This is a genomic window from Actinomadura kijaniata (assembly GCF_014138665.1).
In the GTDB taxonomy this organism is placed as follows: domain Bacteria; phylum Actinomycetota; class Actinomycetes; order Streptosporangiales; family Streptosporangiaceae; genus Spirillospora; species Spirillospora kijaniata.
This window is the reverse complement of the sequence record NZ_JACJIA010000003.1, coordinates 326,137-340,728: the sequence shown is the minus strand read 5'-3', so window position 1 is coordinate 340,728 and position 14,592 is coordinate 326,137. Positions and strand designations below refer to the sequence as shown.

The following is a 14,592-nucleotide window of genomic DNA, read 5'->3' as shown; positions in this document are numbered from 1 at the left end:
CACGCGAGCGCGTCGTCCGACCCGCGGGCCAGGGCTGCGAAGCACGGACTAGAGGTAGAAACCGGTGGCGGTGCCGGACGGGCGGTCGGCGGCGGGCCGCTCGCCCTTCGACAGCGCCACCAGCTCGGCCAGCGTCGCGCCGTCCGGGCCGACCTCCGCCTCCGCGCCCGCCTCGGCCAGCCACGCCGCCGACTCCGCCTGCGTCAGCGGCCCCACCTCGACCTGCGCCAGGCAGCGTCCCGGCCGCACCACCGCCGGGTGCAGCCGGGTCAGGTCCTCGTTCGTGGTGATCGCCACCAGGACGTCGCGGCCCTGGCCCAGCATCCCGTCGGTCAGGTTCAGCAGGCGCGACAGGCCCTGCCCCGCCGACTGCTTGGCCTCGCCGCGGATCAGCTCGTCGCAGTCCTCCAGGATCAGCAGCCGCCAGCGGCGCTTCTCCTCGTCGTCGTCGCCGACGGCCACCTCCATCAGGTAGCTCGGCGCCCCGAACAGCGACTCGGGGTCCAGCACGCAGTCGGCGTCGCACCAGTCCTTCCACGCCCGCGCCAGCGCGCGCAGCGCCGTCGTCTTGCCGGTGCCGGGCGGGCCGTGCAGCAGCAGGCGGCCCGAGACGTCGTCCGGGGACAGCGTCATGATCCGTTCCAGGGCGGTGGCGACCGGGGCCGAGTAGTTGCGGCGGATGTCGGACCAGTGGTCGGCGGAGATCGCGCGCTCGTTGCGCTGCGGGCCGCGGGCGGACAGGTGCCAGAAGCCCATCTCGACGTTGGTGTCGTCGGTCTGGGGCGGGTCGGTCGCGTCCCGGACCGACTCCTCGAAGATCTCCTCGGCGAGGTCCTCGGCGGTGGCGGTGACCGCGACGTAGGCGCCGCCGCCCTTCCACCGGTTGACCAGCAGCGTCCAGCCGTCCCCGGTCGCCAGCACCGTCTCCTGGCCGCGTTCGCGGGCCGACCGGACCAGCCGCGCGCCCGGGGGGCGCAGCGGGGCGTCCGGCTTGACGTGCTCCAGCCGGGTGGACCGCGCCCAGGGCTGCTCGCCCGACGCGAACGGCCGCAGCGCCAGCACCTCCAGCACCTCGCCGGGCGTGCTGTTCTCGTCGAGGTTGAAGACGACGGGCAGGATCGACGGGCTCGGATCGGCCTCGGGGACCTCCGGCGCCGGAACGAGCTGCAGGATCTCCGGCGGGCGCCGTGACGTGGTCATGCCTTCGATGATCAGCCCGTGGTCCCGCCGGAGTCCATCGAATTTACCCCTGCTCCCGCGCCTCGCGGGCGGCCCGGCGGGCGGCGCGCTCCTCGGCCTCGGCCGCGTCGAGGGCCTCGGCCTCCTCCGGCGTCGGGGCGGCGCCGTCCAGGTAGGCGGGCTGCCACCACTTCTCGTCGGCCGCCGGGATGTCGGGGTACTCGCGCTGCGCCTTCTCCAGCAGGTCCGAGATCCGCTGCCGCAGCTCCTTGGTGACCTGGTCGTAGTCGTCGCCGCGCTTGGGGTGCATGGGCTCGCCGACCAGGATCGTGATGGGCACGCCCCGCTGGAACAGCCGGCGCGGCCGCCCCTTGGTCCACAGCCGCTGCGGCCCCCAGATCGCCATCGGGACCAGCGGGACGTTCGCCGCCACCGCCATCCGCACCGCGCCGCTCTTGATGTCCTTCACCGTGAACGACCGGCTGATCGTCGCCTCGGCGAACACCCCGATGACCTCGCCGGACTTCAACGCGTTCAGCGCCGCCTTGTAGGAGGCCGCGCCCGCCTGGCGGTCCACCGGGATGTGGTGCATGCCCCGCATCAGCGGCCCGGCGATCCGGTTGTCGAAGATCTCCTTCTTCGCCATGAACCGCACCAGCCGCCCCGCCGGGTACGCCCCGAGCCCGGCGAAGATGAAGTCCAGGTAGCTGACGTGGTTGCTGACGAGCACCGCGCCGCCGGTGGCGGGGATGTTCTCCGTTCCCTCCAGGCGGAACTTCAGGTTCAGGGCCTTGAACAGCCCTTTAGCCGCCTTGATCACCGGCGGGTACACGATTTCGGCCATGCGTGCACCGTACTGGGGATCGCCGCTCGCGGCGACCGGCACGAGGCGAGACGAACACCGGCGATAGATCACACAGTTAGTCGGAACTCTGAGAAGGTAGGGAGACGGACGTGAACCGGTGACGAGTGAGAGGGGATGGGTGTTGGAACCGTTGGACGCGGCGGGGGACGTGCACGCGCTCATCCGCGATCTGCTGCCCGTGGTGGTCCCGTCGGCCTGGTTCGACGAGGGCACCTCGGAGGTGGTGCTGCCGCTGGGGCGGTCCGAGGCGCGGGCCTCCACCTGGACGGTGCTGGAGCGGTGCGCGCGCGACGACCCGGCGGCGTGGCCGCGGCTGGTGGACGAGTGGCTGCGCGAGGTCGACGACCGCGCGGTGCGGGCGGTCGGCGAGATGGAGCTGTTCGGCGACGTCCGGGAGCTGCTGCGGCTGCGGATCGTGCCGAAGCTGGCGCCGCGCGACCGGGAGGGCCTGGTGGTCGTCCCCGCCGGGGACCACTTCGACGCGATGGTGATGATCGAGCACCCCCGGTACGGCGGGCCGCTGACCAAGGCCCGCGCGGGGCTGCTGGGGCTGCACCGGCTCGGGTACGTCATGACCAACACCCATGACCGCGAGCTGGCCGACGTGCAGGTCCGCGACCAGCCGCTGCTGCCGGGCCGGAACGTGCGGGTGATCACCAAGCCGGGCAGCCGCTACGTGTCGGCGCTGCTCAGCGAGATCCACCAGTTCCTGCCCGCCGACAACGTCCACGGGGCGCTGGTGGGCGCGCCGTGCCACAGCACGCTGCTGCTGTACCCGATCGCGTCGCGGTCGGTGGCGGAGGTGCTGCCGGTGTTCGCCGACGTGGTCGCCGAGATGCACGCCGACGCCGACGACCCGTGCGCCCCCGGCGTGTACTGGGGGCACGAGCGGCGGCGGCTGACGCCGTTGCGGCCGGACGCCGGACCGGACGGGTCCGGCGAGTTCGCCGCGCTGCTGCGCCGCCTGCCCGCGGAGGGCTGACGCGGAGGGCTAGCGCGGCGGGCGCCTCAGGGCAGCTTCCAGTCGATCGGGGCGGCGCCCTGCTGCTCCAGCAGGGCGTTGGCCCGGCTGAACGGGCGGGATCCGAAGAACCCCTTGTCGGCCGAGCGGGGGCTCGGGTGGGCCGACTCGATCGCCGGGACGCTGCCCAGCAGCGGCCGCAGGTTGCGGGCGTCGCGGCCCCACAGGATCGCCACCAGGGGCTTGTCGCGGGCGGCGAGGGCGCGGATGGCCTGCTCGGTGACCTCCTCCCAGCCCTTGCCCCGGTGCGAGCCGGACCTGCGCGGCTCGACCGTCAGCACCCTGTTGAGCAGCAGGACGCCCTGGTGCGTCCACGGTGTGAGGTCGCCGCTGGTCGGCCAGGGCAGGTCCAGGTCGACGCGCATCTCCCGGTAGATGTTGATCAGGCTTTCCGGGGGCCGGACGCCGGGGGCCACCGAGAAGCTCAGACCCACCGGGTGGCCGGGTGTGGGATAGGGGTCCTGGCCGACGATCAGCACGCGGACCTCGTTGAACGGCTGCTGGAACGCGCGCAGGATGTGGGATCCGGCGGGCAGGTAGCGGCGGCCCGCCGTGACCTCGGCGCGCAGGAACTCGCCCATGGCCGCTATGCGGTCGGCGACCGGCTCCAGCGCCTGCGCCCAGCCCGCCTCAACGATCTCCGAGAGTGGTCGTCCCGTCATGGCGCTTTACCTTACGCCGCCGGGCCGACAGGGCGCGGCCCTCTTACTCATGGAACGTTCCGGACGGAAGGTCTTGACCGATATGGGACGTTTGTCGGTTGGAAAATTTTGTACGAAACCGGGGAAACGTGCTGTCTGGGTGCCCGGAACGTCCTGTTAAGTCCGCGTTACTTCCTCACCACCTCCGTTGACCTACCGTGCCGTAGTCCGTAACTCCTAGAGAGGTAGGCGAAGAGCACCCAGAGCAGCGAGAGCGGGACGAGATGAGCCAGCTGACGACCGTGGACGCGACCTTCCTGAACGCCGAGACGCCCACCACCCACGCGCACATCGCGGGGCTGGGCGTCCTGGACGCCGCCTCCTGCGCCGGCGGAAGGCTCACCGTCGCGGCGGTGGCCGACCTGGTCCGCGACCGGGCCCACCTGGCCGCCCGGCCCCTCCGCCAGCGCCTGGTCCAGGTGCCCCTGGGGCTGGACCGCCCCTACTGGGAGGACGACCCCGGCTTCGACCCCGAACGCCACATCTTCGAGATCGCGCTGCCCGCCCCCGGCTCGGACCGGCAGCTCGCCGACGCGGTCGCGACGCTGCACGAACGCCCCCTCGACCGGTCCCGCCCGCTGTGGGAGATGGTCCTGATCCAGGGCCTGTCGGGTGGCCGCACCGCCGTCTACGTCAAGGTGCACCACGCGGCGATCGACGGCGTGATGGCCGCCGAGACCCTCGCCGCGCTGCTCGACCTGTCGCCCGAGCCCCGCCCGGTGCCCGCCGCCGGCGGCGAGCCGAAGCGCGCCCCCGGCGCGTGGACGATGATGAGCACCGCGCTGCTGAAGACGGCGCTGCACCCGTTCCGCAGCGCGGTGTCGGTGGCCCGCACCGCCCCCCACCTGGACGAGATCCCCGGCGTCGCGGCGATCCCCGGCGTGGGCCGGATGACGCGGCTGGTGCACGGCGTCCTCGGCCGCGAGGCCCCGCCGCCCGCGCCCCGCACCAGCGCGCCGCCGACGCCGTTCAACCAGCCGATCGGCCGGGGCCGCGCGGTGGCCTACGGGGAGCTGTCCCTGGCGGAGATCAAGGAGATCCGCCAGGTCCTGGGCGGCAGCGTCAACGACGTGATCATGGCGCTGTGCGCGGGGGCGCTGCGCACCTGGCTGGACAAGCGGGGCGCGCTGCCGTCGGACCCGCTGGTCGCCGGGGTGCCGGTGTCGCTGCGGCGCGGCGACGACGACCCCGACGCGGGCAACCAGGTCTCCATCATGACCGCGCCGCTGGCGACGCACCTGGCGGACCCGGCCGACCGGTACGCCGCGACCCGCGCCGACATGGACCGGGCGAAGCGCCGCTTCGTGTCGTCGTCGGGCGCGTGGGTCCAGGAGATGGCGGGGCTGCTGCCCGCGCCGCTGGCCGCCCCGATCATCCGGCTGGCGATGACGGCGTTCCCGACGGCCGGGTTCCTGCCGCTGAACCTGATCATCTCGAACGTCCCCGGCCCGCAGTTCCCGCTGTACCTGTGCGGCGCGAGGGTCCTCGGCTACTACCCGGTCTCGGTGGTGACCGACCTCAGCGGCGGCCTGAACATCACGGTGTTCTCCTACGACGGCAAGGTCGACGTGGGCGTGGTCGCCTGCCGCGACCTGGTCCCGGACCCGGCCGAGCTGATCGACCACCTGGACGACGCGCTGGACGAGCTGAAGGACCTCACGCGGAACGCGCGGGACTGACGCCGAGCGCCCGCCGGTGCCGCCAGGCGAGCCGCAGCGCGGCGGCCCCGGCGGGCTGCATCGGCCCGGGCACGGACCCGTCGAACGCGGCCAGGGACACCCGGCCCTCGTCGTTCTCGGCGACCATCCCGCCGAACAGGGCGGCGAAGGCCGCGTCCTCGACGACGGTCACGGTCAGCAGGTCGACGGCGAACGTCAGCGGGTCGACGCCGAGGCCGAGGCAGTAGGGGCGCACGTCGCCGCGTTCGCGGGCGGCCTCCCAGCCGCGCCGGAACGCGGTGAAGCGGTCGTCGGCGCGCGTGTGGTCCTCGCCCGTGCCGAGGAACTCCTCGCCGTACTCGCGCGTGATGTTCCACCACAGGTCGAGGTCGGCGCGCTCGTCGGTCGCCTGCTGGAACACGCCCACCGGCATGACCTGGTGCAGCCCGCCCGCGTGCGCCACCTTGGCGGGGTCGCGCCAGTGCAGCACGTAGGTGCCCGACGCCGTGACGGTCAGCGTGGTCACCGCCATCAGCGCGGGCCGCCGGGCGAGGTCGCGGGGGTCGCCGACGCGTTCCCGCAGCGCCCGCCCGCCCTCGGCCAGCTCGTGGGCGGCGGCCTCCCCGACGTTCACGGCGTCGAAGTAGCGCGCCCGGCCGAACCGCAGCACGGGGTCCCCGCGCAGCCCGGCCGCCAGCAGGCGGTAGGCGGGGCGGTCCTCGAACACCCTGGGCGCGGCGAGCGCCCCGACGGCCCCGGCGTAGTCGGCGAAGCCCTCGGGCAGCCCCCGCCCGGGGCCGGTGACCGCCGGGGGAGGGGCGTGCTCGGTCCACTCCAGCCGGACGCGCTCCAGCGGCACGGGCGCGTCCGGCGTCCAGGCGTCCCGGCCGAGCAGCGGGGTCCCGGCGACCCGCGTCATGTTGGCGTAGTACGCGTCGGCGATCCTCCCGAACCGCTCCCGGTCCCGCACCAGCCGTTCCCTGACCTCCAGCCACTCCCGCGCACCCATGCCGCCACCCTAGGTCGTGCCGCAGGGCCCCGGCCTGCGGCGCTCGCCCGGCGCCTCGCGCGACTCGCCGCCGGGCACGGCGACGCTCGGCGTTCGGATGGGGGTCAGGTCTTGGCGTAGTCGCGGCGGGCCCTGCGGGGGGTGGTGCCCAGCAGGGTCGCGATCTCCTGCCAGGTGAGGCCGTGGTTGCGGGCGCGGCGGACCTGGGCGGTCAGGGCGCGGTCGGCGGCGCGGCGGGCCTGGAGCGCGGCGTGCAGCGCGGTGAGCGGGTCGTCGTCCTCGGCGAAGCCGGTACGGATCATGGGATCACCTCCACCTGTCAATGTAGGTTGACATCGGCCATGTGTCAACCTCGGTTGACGTGGCGGCGTACATTGCTGTGGGACTGGCAATAGTGTGTGCCGCACACTATGGTGTGACGCGTGTCCTCCGAAGAGTTGATCCTCAGTCAGGTCCAGGAGCTGCGACGCGGAACGGTCGTGCTCGCGTGCCTGGCGTTGCTCCGGGAGCCGCAGTACGGCTACGCGCTCCTGGAGACGCTCAACGACGCCGGGATCGTCGTCGAGGGCAACACCCTTTACCCCCTGCTGCGCCGGCTGGAGAAGCAAGGTCTGCTCGTCAGCGAGTGGAACACCGAGGAGTCGCGACCTCGGAAGTTCTACCGCGTGAGCGACGAGGGGTCCCGGGTGCGCGCCGAGCTGGTGCGCGAGTGGGACGACCTGGCCGCCTCCATGGCGCGTCTGACCAAGGAGAGCCGTTGAGCGCGAACACCCTGACCGAGCGCTACGTGCACGAGGTCGTCCGGCGGGTCCCCGCCGACCAGCGTGCGGAGATCGGCGACGAGCTGCGGGCCACGATCGCCGACGCCCTGGAGGGGCGCGGGGCCGACGAACGCGCCGTGCTCGCCGAGATGGGCGACCCGATCCGGCTCGCCGCGCGGTACGCCGACCGGCCGCTGTCGCTGGTCGGGCCCGAGCTCTACCCGGCGTACGTGCGGCTGCTGACCGTCCTGCTGAGCACCGTGCTGCCGCTCGTGACCGTGCTGTCGGTGGCGCTGGCGGTGCTGGACGGCGCGGGCGCCGGCGCGGCGATCGGCAGCGGCGTCGGCGCGCTCATCACCGTGGGCGCGCAGATGATCGCGTGGCCGACGGTGGTGTTCGCGCTGGTGGAACGCTCCCGGTACCGCGACCGCGTGGTCCGCGACGCCGGCTCCTGGACCCCCGACGACCTGCCGCCGCTCCGGAACCGGGACGAGCGCGCCCTCGGGGCCGCCGCCTCGGTCGCCTGGAACGTCCTGCTGCTCGGCCTGATCGTGTGGCAGCACGTCGCCACGCCGCTGGAGCACGCGGGCCGGGAGGCCGAGGTCCTCGACGCCGGCCTGTGGTCGGGCTGGATCTGGCCGATCCTGGCGGGCCTGGTCGCCCTGTCGGCGGTCGAGCTGGTGCGGATCGCCGTGCGCGGCTGGACCGTCCGGCTGGCGGTCTGGACCGCCGCCGCCGAGGCGCTGTTCGCGCTGCCGCTGGCGTGGGTGCTGTACCGGGAGGCGTTCTTCGACCCGGCGTTCCTGGCCGAGGTGAAGGTGCTGGACGGCTTCTACACCGTCGCCGCCTTGGGCGTGCTCGCCGTCAGCGCCAACCGCGTCTTCCAGCGCTTCCGCGCCGCGCGCGGCTAGCGCGCTCCGGCCGGGGCTCACGCCCTGGCGGCCTCCCCGCCGTCGGCCCCGACCGGCCCGGCGGCGGGCGGCGGGGCGGCGGGCGGTGGGGCGGGGACCGCCGTGCCGCGTCCCGCCCGCCACGCGGCGAGCGCCCCGGCCGCCAGCAGCACCGCCAGCGACGCGGCGACCCGGCCCATCCCGGCCGCCGACGACGGGGCCGACAGGTACACGCCGCCGAGAGCGGCGATGGCGGCGACGTTCGCCAGCAGGGTCGTGGTGTTGGTCAGCGCCGACAGCGCCGAGGCGCGCTCCCTCCCGACGGCGGTCGCCATCCGGTCGACGAGGGGGGCGAACCCGGCGGCGTGCCCCGCGCCCGCCAGCACCAGCAGCGGGCTGACCAGCCCGAGCGGCCAGCCGTTCCGGACGGCCGGCGCCATCGCCAGCACGGCCGCCGCGAAGCACAGCGCCCCGACGACCGGCAGCGCGCGCCGCGCCGGCAGCCGCGTCCAGGTCAGGCTGACGGCGGCGAACCCCAGCGGGTAGGGCAGGAACGCCAGCCCCGCCACCAGCGGCGACCGGCCCAGCCCGTTCTGGAGGTGCAGGGCCAGCGCGAACAGCAGCGCGGTGTAGGCGGCCATCACGGCGCAGCAGGCCAGCAGCCCCGAACGGACGCCCCGCACGCCCAGGGCGCCGAGATCGAGCAGCGGATGCGCGGCCCGGCGCTCATAGGACGCGAACGCCGCCACCCCCGCGCACCCCGCCGCGAACGACACCGGGCTCCACCAGGGCCACCCGTGCTCCCGCCCCAGGACCAGCGGCAGGACCAGCGCCGACATCGCCGCCGACAGCAACGCCACCCCGGCCAGGTCCAGCCGCCGCCCCTTCCCGCGCGGCGCGCCCTCGGGGAGCGCGCGGCGGCCCACGGCCACGACGACGGCGAGGATCGGGACGTTGACCAGGAACACCGGGCGCCAGCCCGCCCAGTTCACGATGACGCCGCCCGCGATCTGCCCGATCGCCACGCCCAGCGCGAGCACCATGGAGTACAGCCCGAGCGCCCGCGCCCGCGCCGCCCCCGTGAAGTGCAGCTGGATCAGCGACAGCACCTGCGGCAGCACCAGCGCGCCCGCCGCGCCCTGCACGACGCGGCCGGCGACGAGCGCGGGGCCGTTCGGGGCCAGCCCGCACGCCAGCGACGCGACCCCGAACGCGACCAGCCCCGCCAGGAACACCCGCCGGTGCCCCAGCAGGTCGCCCAGCCGCGCGCCGGTGACCACCAGCACCGCCACCGCCAGGATGTAGCCGCCGGTCACCAGCTGGAGCACCGCGCCGGACGCGTCCAGCGTCTCGCGGACGTGCGGCATGGCCACCGTCACGATCGACCCGTCCATCGACACCGTGACCTGGGCCGTCAGCAGGGCGGCGAGCAGCCCTCGACGCATGGGACCTCCTCCGGGAACGCTCGGGAGGAGTGTGGCCGCCGCCGCCCGTGCCGGGCTTGAACAAATTTGCGATGCGGTGTCTAGGCTGGTCGCGTGATGAGCCGAACCGTGGTGGCCGAGTCGCCGGAGTTCTCGGTGGTGTCGGTGCGCTGCGCCGGAGGGCACTCCGGCTGGTCGCCGCCGGAGCCCGCCGACCAGCACCAGGTGGTGCTGGTGCGGTCGGGGCGGTTCCGGCTGCGCGCCGAGGCCTGGGGCTCGGTGATCGAGCCCGCCACCGGCTACCTCCAGCACCCCGGGGACGAGATGCGCTACGCGCACCCGGCGGGCGGCGACGCGTGCACGGCGGTCTCGTTCGCGCCGCACTTCTGGAACGAGGCGACGGACGGCCATCCCGCCGCGGCGCTCCCGGTGCGGGTGGACGGGCGGATCGAGCTGGCGCACCGGGGTCTGCTGAGGTCGTCGGCGGACGCCTCGTTCGCGCTGGCCGAGCATCTGGTCGGGCTGCTGACGGAGGTCCTGCGCCAGACGGCGGTCCCCGTCCGGGGGTCCGGCGGGCGCGGCCGGGCGCTGGCGGACCAGGCGCGCGAGGCGCTGCTGGCCGACCATCCCGCGGCGGCGGGGCTGGTCCCGCTGGCCCGGCTGCTGGGCGTCACGCCGAGCCATCTGAGCAGGGTGTTCCGCCGCGAGACGGGCGTGACGCTGAGCCGCTACCGCAACCGGCTGCGCGTCACGCGCGCCCTGGACCGGCTGGAGGAGGGCGCGGACGACCTGGCGGCGCTCGCCGCCGAGCTGGGCTTCTCCGACCAGGCCCACCTGACCCGGACCATGCGCGCCGAACTGGGCCGCACCCCCGCCGCCGTCCGCCGCCTGCTCGCCCCCTGACCTCGGGCGGCGGACCCGCGCGGCAGCGGGAAGGACACCGCGAACGCGACCGCCGGCAGGGTGACGCCCCGCCACAGCGTCGCGGCCTGCGCCTCGCCGACCCGCCCGGCGAGGGCCGGGCGGGTCGGCGCGGTCCCGCGGACACGGGTGAAGAGGAATGTCCCGACGACCGCGACGCCGACGGAGGCGGCGAGCTGGGTGACGGTGTTGTCGAGCGCCGTCCCGATCCCGGCGACCGGCGCAAGACCCTCGTCCGGCCGACCGCCGAGGGCCTGGCCCGCATCGACGCGTGCTGCTCCGACCTGAACGCCCACACGCGCGAGGTGCTGACGGGTTCGTCCGGGCCGCCGGGACCGGGGCCCGGGACGAGGTCGAACGCCTCCGCTCCCGCCCCTGACCCCGGGTCCGGGCCCGCAAGCCGGACTCCCTTATGGTGATGAATCGTGCAAAGCGACCAGGTGATCACAGAACGGGAGCCGGACGGGGCGGCGCGGCGGGCGCCGCGGATCGCCTGGGCGCTGTGGGGGGTCGGCGTGCTCGCCTACGTCGTCGCCGTCCTGCACCGCACCTCGTTCGGGGTCGCCGGGCTCGACGCCGTCGAGCGCTTCGACGCCTCGGCCGGGATCCTGGCCACCTTCACCGTGCTGCAACTGCTCGTCTACGCGGGCCTCCAGGTGCCCGTCGGGCTGCTGCTGGACCGGCTCGGGCCGCGGCGGATGGTCGCCGGGGGCGCGCTGGTGATGGCCGCCGGGCAGGGGCTGCTGGCCGTCGCCGGGAACGTCCCCACCGCCGTCGCCGCGCGGGTGCTGGTCGGGGCCGGGGACGCCATGACGTTCATCAGCGTGCTGAGCATCGTGTCGCTGTGGTTCCCGGCGCGGCAGATCCCCGTGGTCACGCAGCTGACCGGGATGCTCGGGCAGCTCGGGCAGGTGCTCAGCGCGGTGCCGCTGGTCGCGCTGCTGCACGGGCCCGGCTGGACGCCGGCGTTCGGGGCGGCGGCGGGCCTCGGCGTGCTGGTCGCGGTGCTGTCGGCGGCCGTGCTCCGCGACGCCCCGCCCGGGGTGGAACGCTCCGCCGCGCCCTCGCCGCGGGAGGTCGGGCGCAACCTCGCGGACGCCTGGCGGCACCCCGGCACCCGGCTGGGCCTGTGGTCGCACTTCGTGACGCAGTTCTCCTCCAACACCTTCGCCCTGATGTGGGGCTACCCGTACCTGGTGTCGGGGCAGGGGATGGACCCGGCGAGCGCGAGCACGCTGCTGACCGTGTTCGTGCTGACCAACGTGGTCTCCGGGCCGTTCGTCGGCAGGCTCGTCGCCCGCTACCCGCTGCGCCGGTCCTGGCTGGTGCTCGGCATCGTCGGCGTCAACGTCGCGGTCTGGGCGGCGGCCCTGGCCTGGCCGCCGCCCGCGCCCGCCTGGCTGCTGACGGTCCTGGTCGTCGGCGTCGCGCTGGGCGGCCCCGGCGCGATGATCGGGTTCGACTTCGCCCGCACGTTCAACCCGCCGGGCCGCCAGGGCACCGCCACCGGCATCGTGAACGTGGGCGGCTTCGCCGCCTCCCTGCTCACGATCCTGATGATCGGCTTCGTGCTGGACGCGGCGTCCCCGGGCCGGGAGTTCACGCCCGGGGCGTTCCGCGTCGCCTGGACGGTCCAGGCCCTGGTCTGGGCGGTCGGCGTCGCGGGCGTCCTGCGGACCCGCACCCTGGCGCGGCGCCGGATGCGGGCCGAGGGACTCCTCTGACCCCGGCCGGGGGTCAGGGGACCAGGACGGTCTTGCCGGGCAGCCGCCCGGCGGCGGCCGCGTCGTGGACGGCGGCCAGGTCGGCGAGGGGACGGCGGTCGGCCACCTCGATCCGCAGCCGCCCGGCGTCGACGCGGGCGACGAGCTCCGACAGCTGCGCGGCGTCGCTGCGGGCGAACACCTGCGCCGTCCGCACCCCGCGCGTCGCGTCCTCGGGCGCGGGGGTGGTGGCGCTGACCAGGATCCCGCCGTCGGCGACCAGCCCGACCAGCGCGGCGGTCTCCTCCGGCGAGGTGGGCACCAGGTTCAGCACCACGTCGAAGCGTTCCCCGACCGCCTCCGTGACGGGCCCGGCGGTGTAGTCGATGACCCGGTGGACGCCGTGGGAGCGGATCCGGCCGGCGCTGCGCGCGCTCGCCGTCGCGGTGACGACGGCGCCGGCCTCCCTGGCGAGCTGGACGGCGTAGCCGCCGACCGCGCCGCCCGCCCCGTTGACCAGGATGGTCCGCCCCTCCTCCAGCCCGGCGTGCTCGAACAGGGCCTGCCAGGCCGTCAGGCCGGTCGCGGGCAGGGCCGCGGCGTCGGGCAGGTCCACCGTGCGGGGCGCGGCGGCCAGCACCCCGGCCGGGACCGCGACGTGCTCGGCGGCCGCGCCGTCGGCGGTCATCGGCAGGAACGCCACCACCGCGTCCCCCTCCCGCCAGCCGGTCACGTCCGCGCCGACCTCGGCGACGACGCCCGCCACGTCGATGCCCGGCACGTGCGGCAGGGTCAGCGGGAACACCTCCCGCAGCGCCCCGGAACGCAGGGTCGCGTCCACCGGGTTGAACGAGGTCGCGGCCACCTTCACCACCACCTGCCCGGCGCCCGCGACCGGCCGGTCGACCTCCTCGTGCACCAGGACGTCGCTGTCGCCGTACCGGTGGTAACGCACTGCCTTCATGATCTCTCCTCGCCCATGTGCTTCGAATTCGAAGCAGCTGTGGGCGTCAACCCGCTTCGAATTCGAAGCAATCCCGGTACGCGGTGTGACCCTCGTCACATGCTTCGAATTCGAAGCAGTACGCTGGGAGGGTGGCCGACCCCGAGACGACGCCCGACACCACGGACGAGGCGCTCGCCCCCGAGCAACTGGGGGCCTACTTCGCGCTCATGGAGTCCGTCAGCCTGCTCCAGCACGCCGTCGAGCAGCAGGTGCGCGCCGAAGGCGACCTCAGCTACGTGCAGTTCCAGCTATTGGCCCGCCTCGCCGCCGCCGGCGGGCGGCTCACCATGACCGAGCTGGCCGACGGCGTCGTCTACAGCCGCAGCGGACTGACCTACCAGGCCGGGCTGCTGGAGAGGGCCGGTCTCGTCACCCGCGGCCCCGACCCCGAGGACGAGCGCGCCACCCTGGTCACCGTCACCGACGCCGGCCTGGCCCGCGTCGCCCGGGTCATGCCCGGCCACATCCGGGTCGCCCGCCGCCTGCTGTTCGCGCCCCTGAGCGACGCCGACCTGCACCACCTCGGCGACATCATGACGCGGGTGCGCGACCACATGCGCGCGCTCCCGCCCCGCTCCGCCGCCCCGCGCCGGAGCCGCGCCGCGTCCCGGGACGCGGCGCGGGCCGCGACGGAGGAGTGACCGGCGTCAGCCGCGCAGGGCCGCGCGGACGCGGGCCCGCGCCGCCTCGTCCAGGTCCAGGCCCCGCGACAGGAACGCCTCGAACGACCCGTAGGTCCGCTCGGCCTCGTCGAACGCCGCCTCCAGGTAGGCCGGGCGCTGCTCCAGCAGGGGACGCAGCAGCTCGGGGTTCTTCATCTGCCCGCTGTCGCCCAGGAACGCCAGCAGCTTGCCGTAGCTCTCGCGGTGGTAGTGGTTGGACCGCATGTAGTCCTCCATCACCACCGGGCGCGGCGCGCCCGCGATCGTCAGCAGGATCGCCGCCATCCAGCCGGTGCGGTCCTTGCCCGCCGTGCAGTGGAACAGCAGGGGCAGGGAGGCGGCGTCGGCGACGCGGTGGAGCGCGGCGGCGAACTTCTCGCGTTCGATCGGCATCGCCACGAAGTTCCGGTTGATCTCGACCAGGACGTGCTCGCAGCGGCCGTCGCCGAAGATCTGCTCCTGCCGGGCCGGGTCGCCGCTGCCGATCACCTCGTAGAAGACGTCCAGGTCGCCGCCGGCGACCGGCAGGCGGACCAGTTCGGCGCCGGCCGGGAGCCGGTCGGCGCCGTTGGTCCGGACCTCCAGGTCGGTGCGGAGGTCGACGACGGTGCGCACGCCCGACAGCCGCTCCAGGTCGGCGTCGGACAGCTTGTTCAGGGCGTCGGCGCGCAGCAGGCGCCCGTGGGCCGTCTCGCCCCCGCCGGTCAGGGGGATCCCGCCGAGATCGCGGACGTTCTCGGCGCCGTCGAGGGCGATATGGCCGTACTCGTCATCGAACCGCATGTCCCAATG

The 14,592-nt window shown here is 74.7% G+C and carries 15 protein-coding genes; 7 read left to right on the top strand and 8 right to left on the bottom strand.

The features are described from left to right. Positions 1-48: 48 nt before the first annotated feature. The gene (locus HNR61_RS13650; protein WP_182843505.1) at positions 49-1,200 is read right to left on the bottom strand and encodes a DUF5925 domain-containing protein; all 1,152 of its coding nucleotides are present in this window, start codon (positions 1,198-1,200) and stop codon (positions 49-51) included. 43 nt (positions 1,201-1,243) lie between these two features. After that, entirely contained in the window at positions 1,244-2,023 is a 780-nt protein-coding gene (locus HNR61_RS13645; protein WP_182843504.1) for a lysophospholipid acyltransferase family protein, read from the bottom strand. Between the two features lie 142 nt (positions 2,024-2,165). Here HNR61_RS13645 and HNR61_RS13640 point away from each other — a divergent pair, with 142 nt between their 5' ends. Beyond that, positions 2,166-3,026 (top strand): hypothetical protein, encoded by an 861-nt coding sequence (locus tag HNR61_RS13640; protein ID WP_220509303.1) that lies wholly within the window; start codon positions 2,166-2,168, stop codon positions 3,024-3,026. A gap of 26 nt (positions 3,027-3,052) precedes the next feature. Here HNR61_RS13640 and HNR61_RS13635 read toward each other — a convergent pair whose 3' ends face one another. After that, a complete protein-coding gene (locus tag HNR61_RS13635; protein WP_182843502.1) occupies positions 3,053-3,727 on the bottom strand; it encodes a uracil-DNA glycosylase in 675 nt (224 codons plus the stop codon). A gap of 263 nt (positions 3,728-3,990) precedes the next feature. Between HNR61_RS13635 and HNR61_RS13630 the strand changes: the two genes are divergently transcribed. Continuing rightward, positions 3,991-5,445, top strand: coding sequence for a WS/DGAT/MGAT family O-acyltransferase (locus HNR61_RS13630; RefSeq protein WP_182843501.1), 1,455 nt, complete (start codon positions 3,991-3,993; stop codon positions 5,443-5,445). On the opposite strand, the gene HNR61_RS13625 is transcribed toward HNR61_RS13630, so the two are convergent. Together HNR61_RS13625 and HNR61_RS13620 are read right to left on the bottom strand one after the other, a co-directional pair. After that, positions 5,423-6,433, bottom strand: coding sequence for a transcriptional regulator (locus tag HNR61_RS13625; RefSeq protein WP_182843500.1), 1,011 nt, complete (start codon positions 6,431-6,433; stop codon positions 5,423-5,425). The two genes, HNR61_RS13630 and HNR61_RS13625, sit on opposite strands and share 23 nt — an antisense overlap. 104 nt (positions 6,434-6,537) lie before the next feature. Next, positions 6,538-6,735, bottom strand: coding sequence for an AsnC family protein (locus HNR61_RS13620; RefSeq protein ID WP_182843499.1), 198 nt, complete (start codon positions 6,733-6,735; stop codon positions 6,538-6,540). 120 nt (positions 6,736-6,855) lie between these two features. On the opposite strand from HNR61_RS13620, the gene HNR61_RS13615 reads away from it, so the two are divergent. Both HNR61_RS13615 and HNR61_RS13610 read left to right on the top strand, forming a co-directional pair. Beyond that, positions 6,856-7,194 (top strand): PadR family transcriptional regulator, encoded by a 339-nt coding sequence (locus HNR61_RS13615; RefSeq protein WP_067810898.1) that lies wholly within the window; start codon positions 6,856-6,858, stop codon positions 7,192-7,194. Continuing rightward, on the top strand, positions 7,191-8,105 hold the full coding sequence (locus tag HNR61_RS13610) for an HAAS signaling domain-containing protein (RefSeq protein WP_182843498.1): 915 nt from the start codon (positions 7,191-7,193) through the stop codon (positions 8,103-8,105). Before HNR61_RS13615 ends, HNR61_RS13610 begins: the two co-directional genes overlap by 4 nt. A 17-nt stretch (positions 8,106-8,122) precedes the next feature. Here the strand turns inward: HNR61_RS13610 and HNR61_RS13605 are convergent, their stop codons facing one another. Further along, entirely contained in the window at positions 8,123-9,529 is a 1,407-nt protein-coding gene (locus tag HNR61_RS13605; RefSeq protein WP_182843497.1) for an MFS transporter, read from the bottom strand. Positions 9,530-9,625: 96 nt separating this feature from the next. On the opposite strand from HNR61_RS13605, the gene HNR61_RS13600 reads away from it, so the two are divergent. Both HNR61_RS13600 and HNR61_RS13595 read left to right on the top strand, forming a co-directional pair. Beyond that, positions 9,626-10,411: a helix-turn-helix domain-containing protein gene (locus HNR61_RS13600; RefSeq protein WP_182843496.1), complete on the top strand. Its 786-nt coding sequence runs from the start codon at positions 9,626-9,628 to the stop codon at positions 10,409-10,411. Between the two features lie 458 nt (positions 10,412-10,869). Continuing rightward, positions 10,870-12,153, top strand: a complete 1,284-nt coding sequence (locus HNR61_RS13595; RefSeq protein ID WP_312897895.1) for an MFS transporter — start codon at positions 10,870-10,872, stop codon at positions 12,151-12,153. A 13-nt stretch (positions 12,154-12,166) separates the two neighbouring features. On the opposite strand, the gene HNR61_RS13590 is transcribed toward HNR61_RS13595, so the two are convergent. Beyond that, the gene (locus tag HNR61_RS13590; protein WP_182843495.1) at positions 12,167-13,096 is read right to left on the bottom strand and encodes an NADP-dependent oxidoreductase; all 930 of its coding nucleotides are present in this window, start codon (positions 13,094-13,096) and stop codon (positions 12,167-12,169) included. 131 nt (positions 13,097-13,227) lie between these two features. On the opposite strand from HNR61_RS13590, the gene HNR61_RS13585 reads away from it, so the two are divergent. Next, positions 13,228-13,779 carry a MarR family winged helix-turn-helix transcriptional regulator gene (locus tag HNR61_RS13585; protein WP_220509302.1) on the top strand — a complete coding sequence of 184 codons (552 nt, stop codon included), beginning with the start codon at positions 13,228-13,230 and terminating at the stop codon, positions 13,777-13,779. A 6-nt stretch (positions 13,780-13,785) separates the two neighbouring features. On the opposite strand, the gene HNR61_RS13580 is transcribed toward HNR61_RS13585, so the two are convergent. Beyond that, complete coding sequence (locus tag HNR61_RS13580) at positions 13,786-14,583, bottom strand: tyrosine-protein phosphatase (protein WP_182843494.1); 798 nt, start codon at positions 14,581-14,583, stop codon at positions 13,786-13,788. Positions 14,584-14,592: the final 9 nt, after the last annotated feature.

Excerpts from the sequence above, each read along its gene's own strand:
- HNR61_RS13650 (WP_182843505.1), bottom strand. The coding sequence starts at position 1,200 with ATGACCACGTCACGGCGCCCGCCGGAGATCCTGCAGCTCGTTCCGGCG.
- HNR61_RS13645 (WP_182843504.1), bottom strand. The coding sequence starts at position 2,023 with ATGGCCGAAATCGTGTACCCGCCGGTGATCAAGGCGGCTAAAGGGCTG.
- HNR61_RS13635 (WP_182843502.1), bottom strand. The coding sequence starts at position 3,727 with ATGACGGGACGACCACTCTCGGAGATCGTTGAGGCGGGCTGGGCGCAG.
- HNR61_RS13630 (WP_182843501.1), top strand. The coding sequence starts at position 3,991 with ATGAGCCAGCTGACGACCGTGGACGCGACCTTCCTGAACGCCGAGACG.
- HNR61_RS13625 (WP_182843500.1), bottom strand. The coding sequence starts at position 6,433 with ATGGGTGCGCGGGAGTGGCTGGAGGTCAGGGAACGGCTGGTGCGGGAC.
- HNR61_RS13620 (WP_182843499.1), bottom strand. The coding sequence starts at position 6,735 with ATGATCCGTACCGGCTTCGCCGAGGACGACGACCCGCTCACCGCGCTG.
- HNR61_RS13605 (WP_182843497.1), bottom strand. The coding sequence starts at position 9,529 with ATGCGTCGAGGGCTGCTCGCCGCCCTGCTGACGGCCCAGGTCACGGTG.
- HNR61_RS13600 (WP_182843496.1), top strand. The coding sequence starts at position 9,626 with ATGAGCCGAACCGTGGTGGCCGAGTCGCCGGAGTTCTCGGTGGTGTCG.
- HNR61_RS13590 (WP_182843495.1), bottom strand. The coding sequence starts at position 13,096 with ATGAAGGCAGTGCGTTACCACCGGTACGGCGACAGCGACGTCCTGGTG.
- HNR61_RS13580 (WP_182843494.1), bottom strand. The coding sequence starts at position 14,583 with ATGCGGTTCGATGACGAGTACGGCCATATCGCCCTCGACGGCGCCGAG.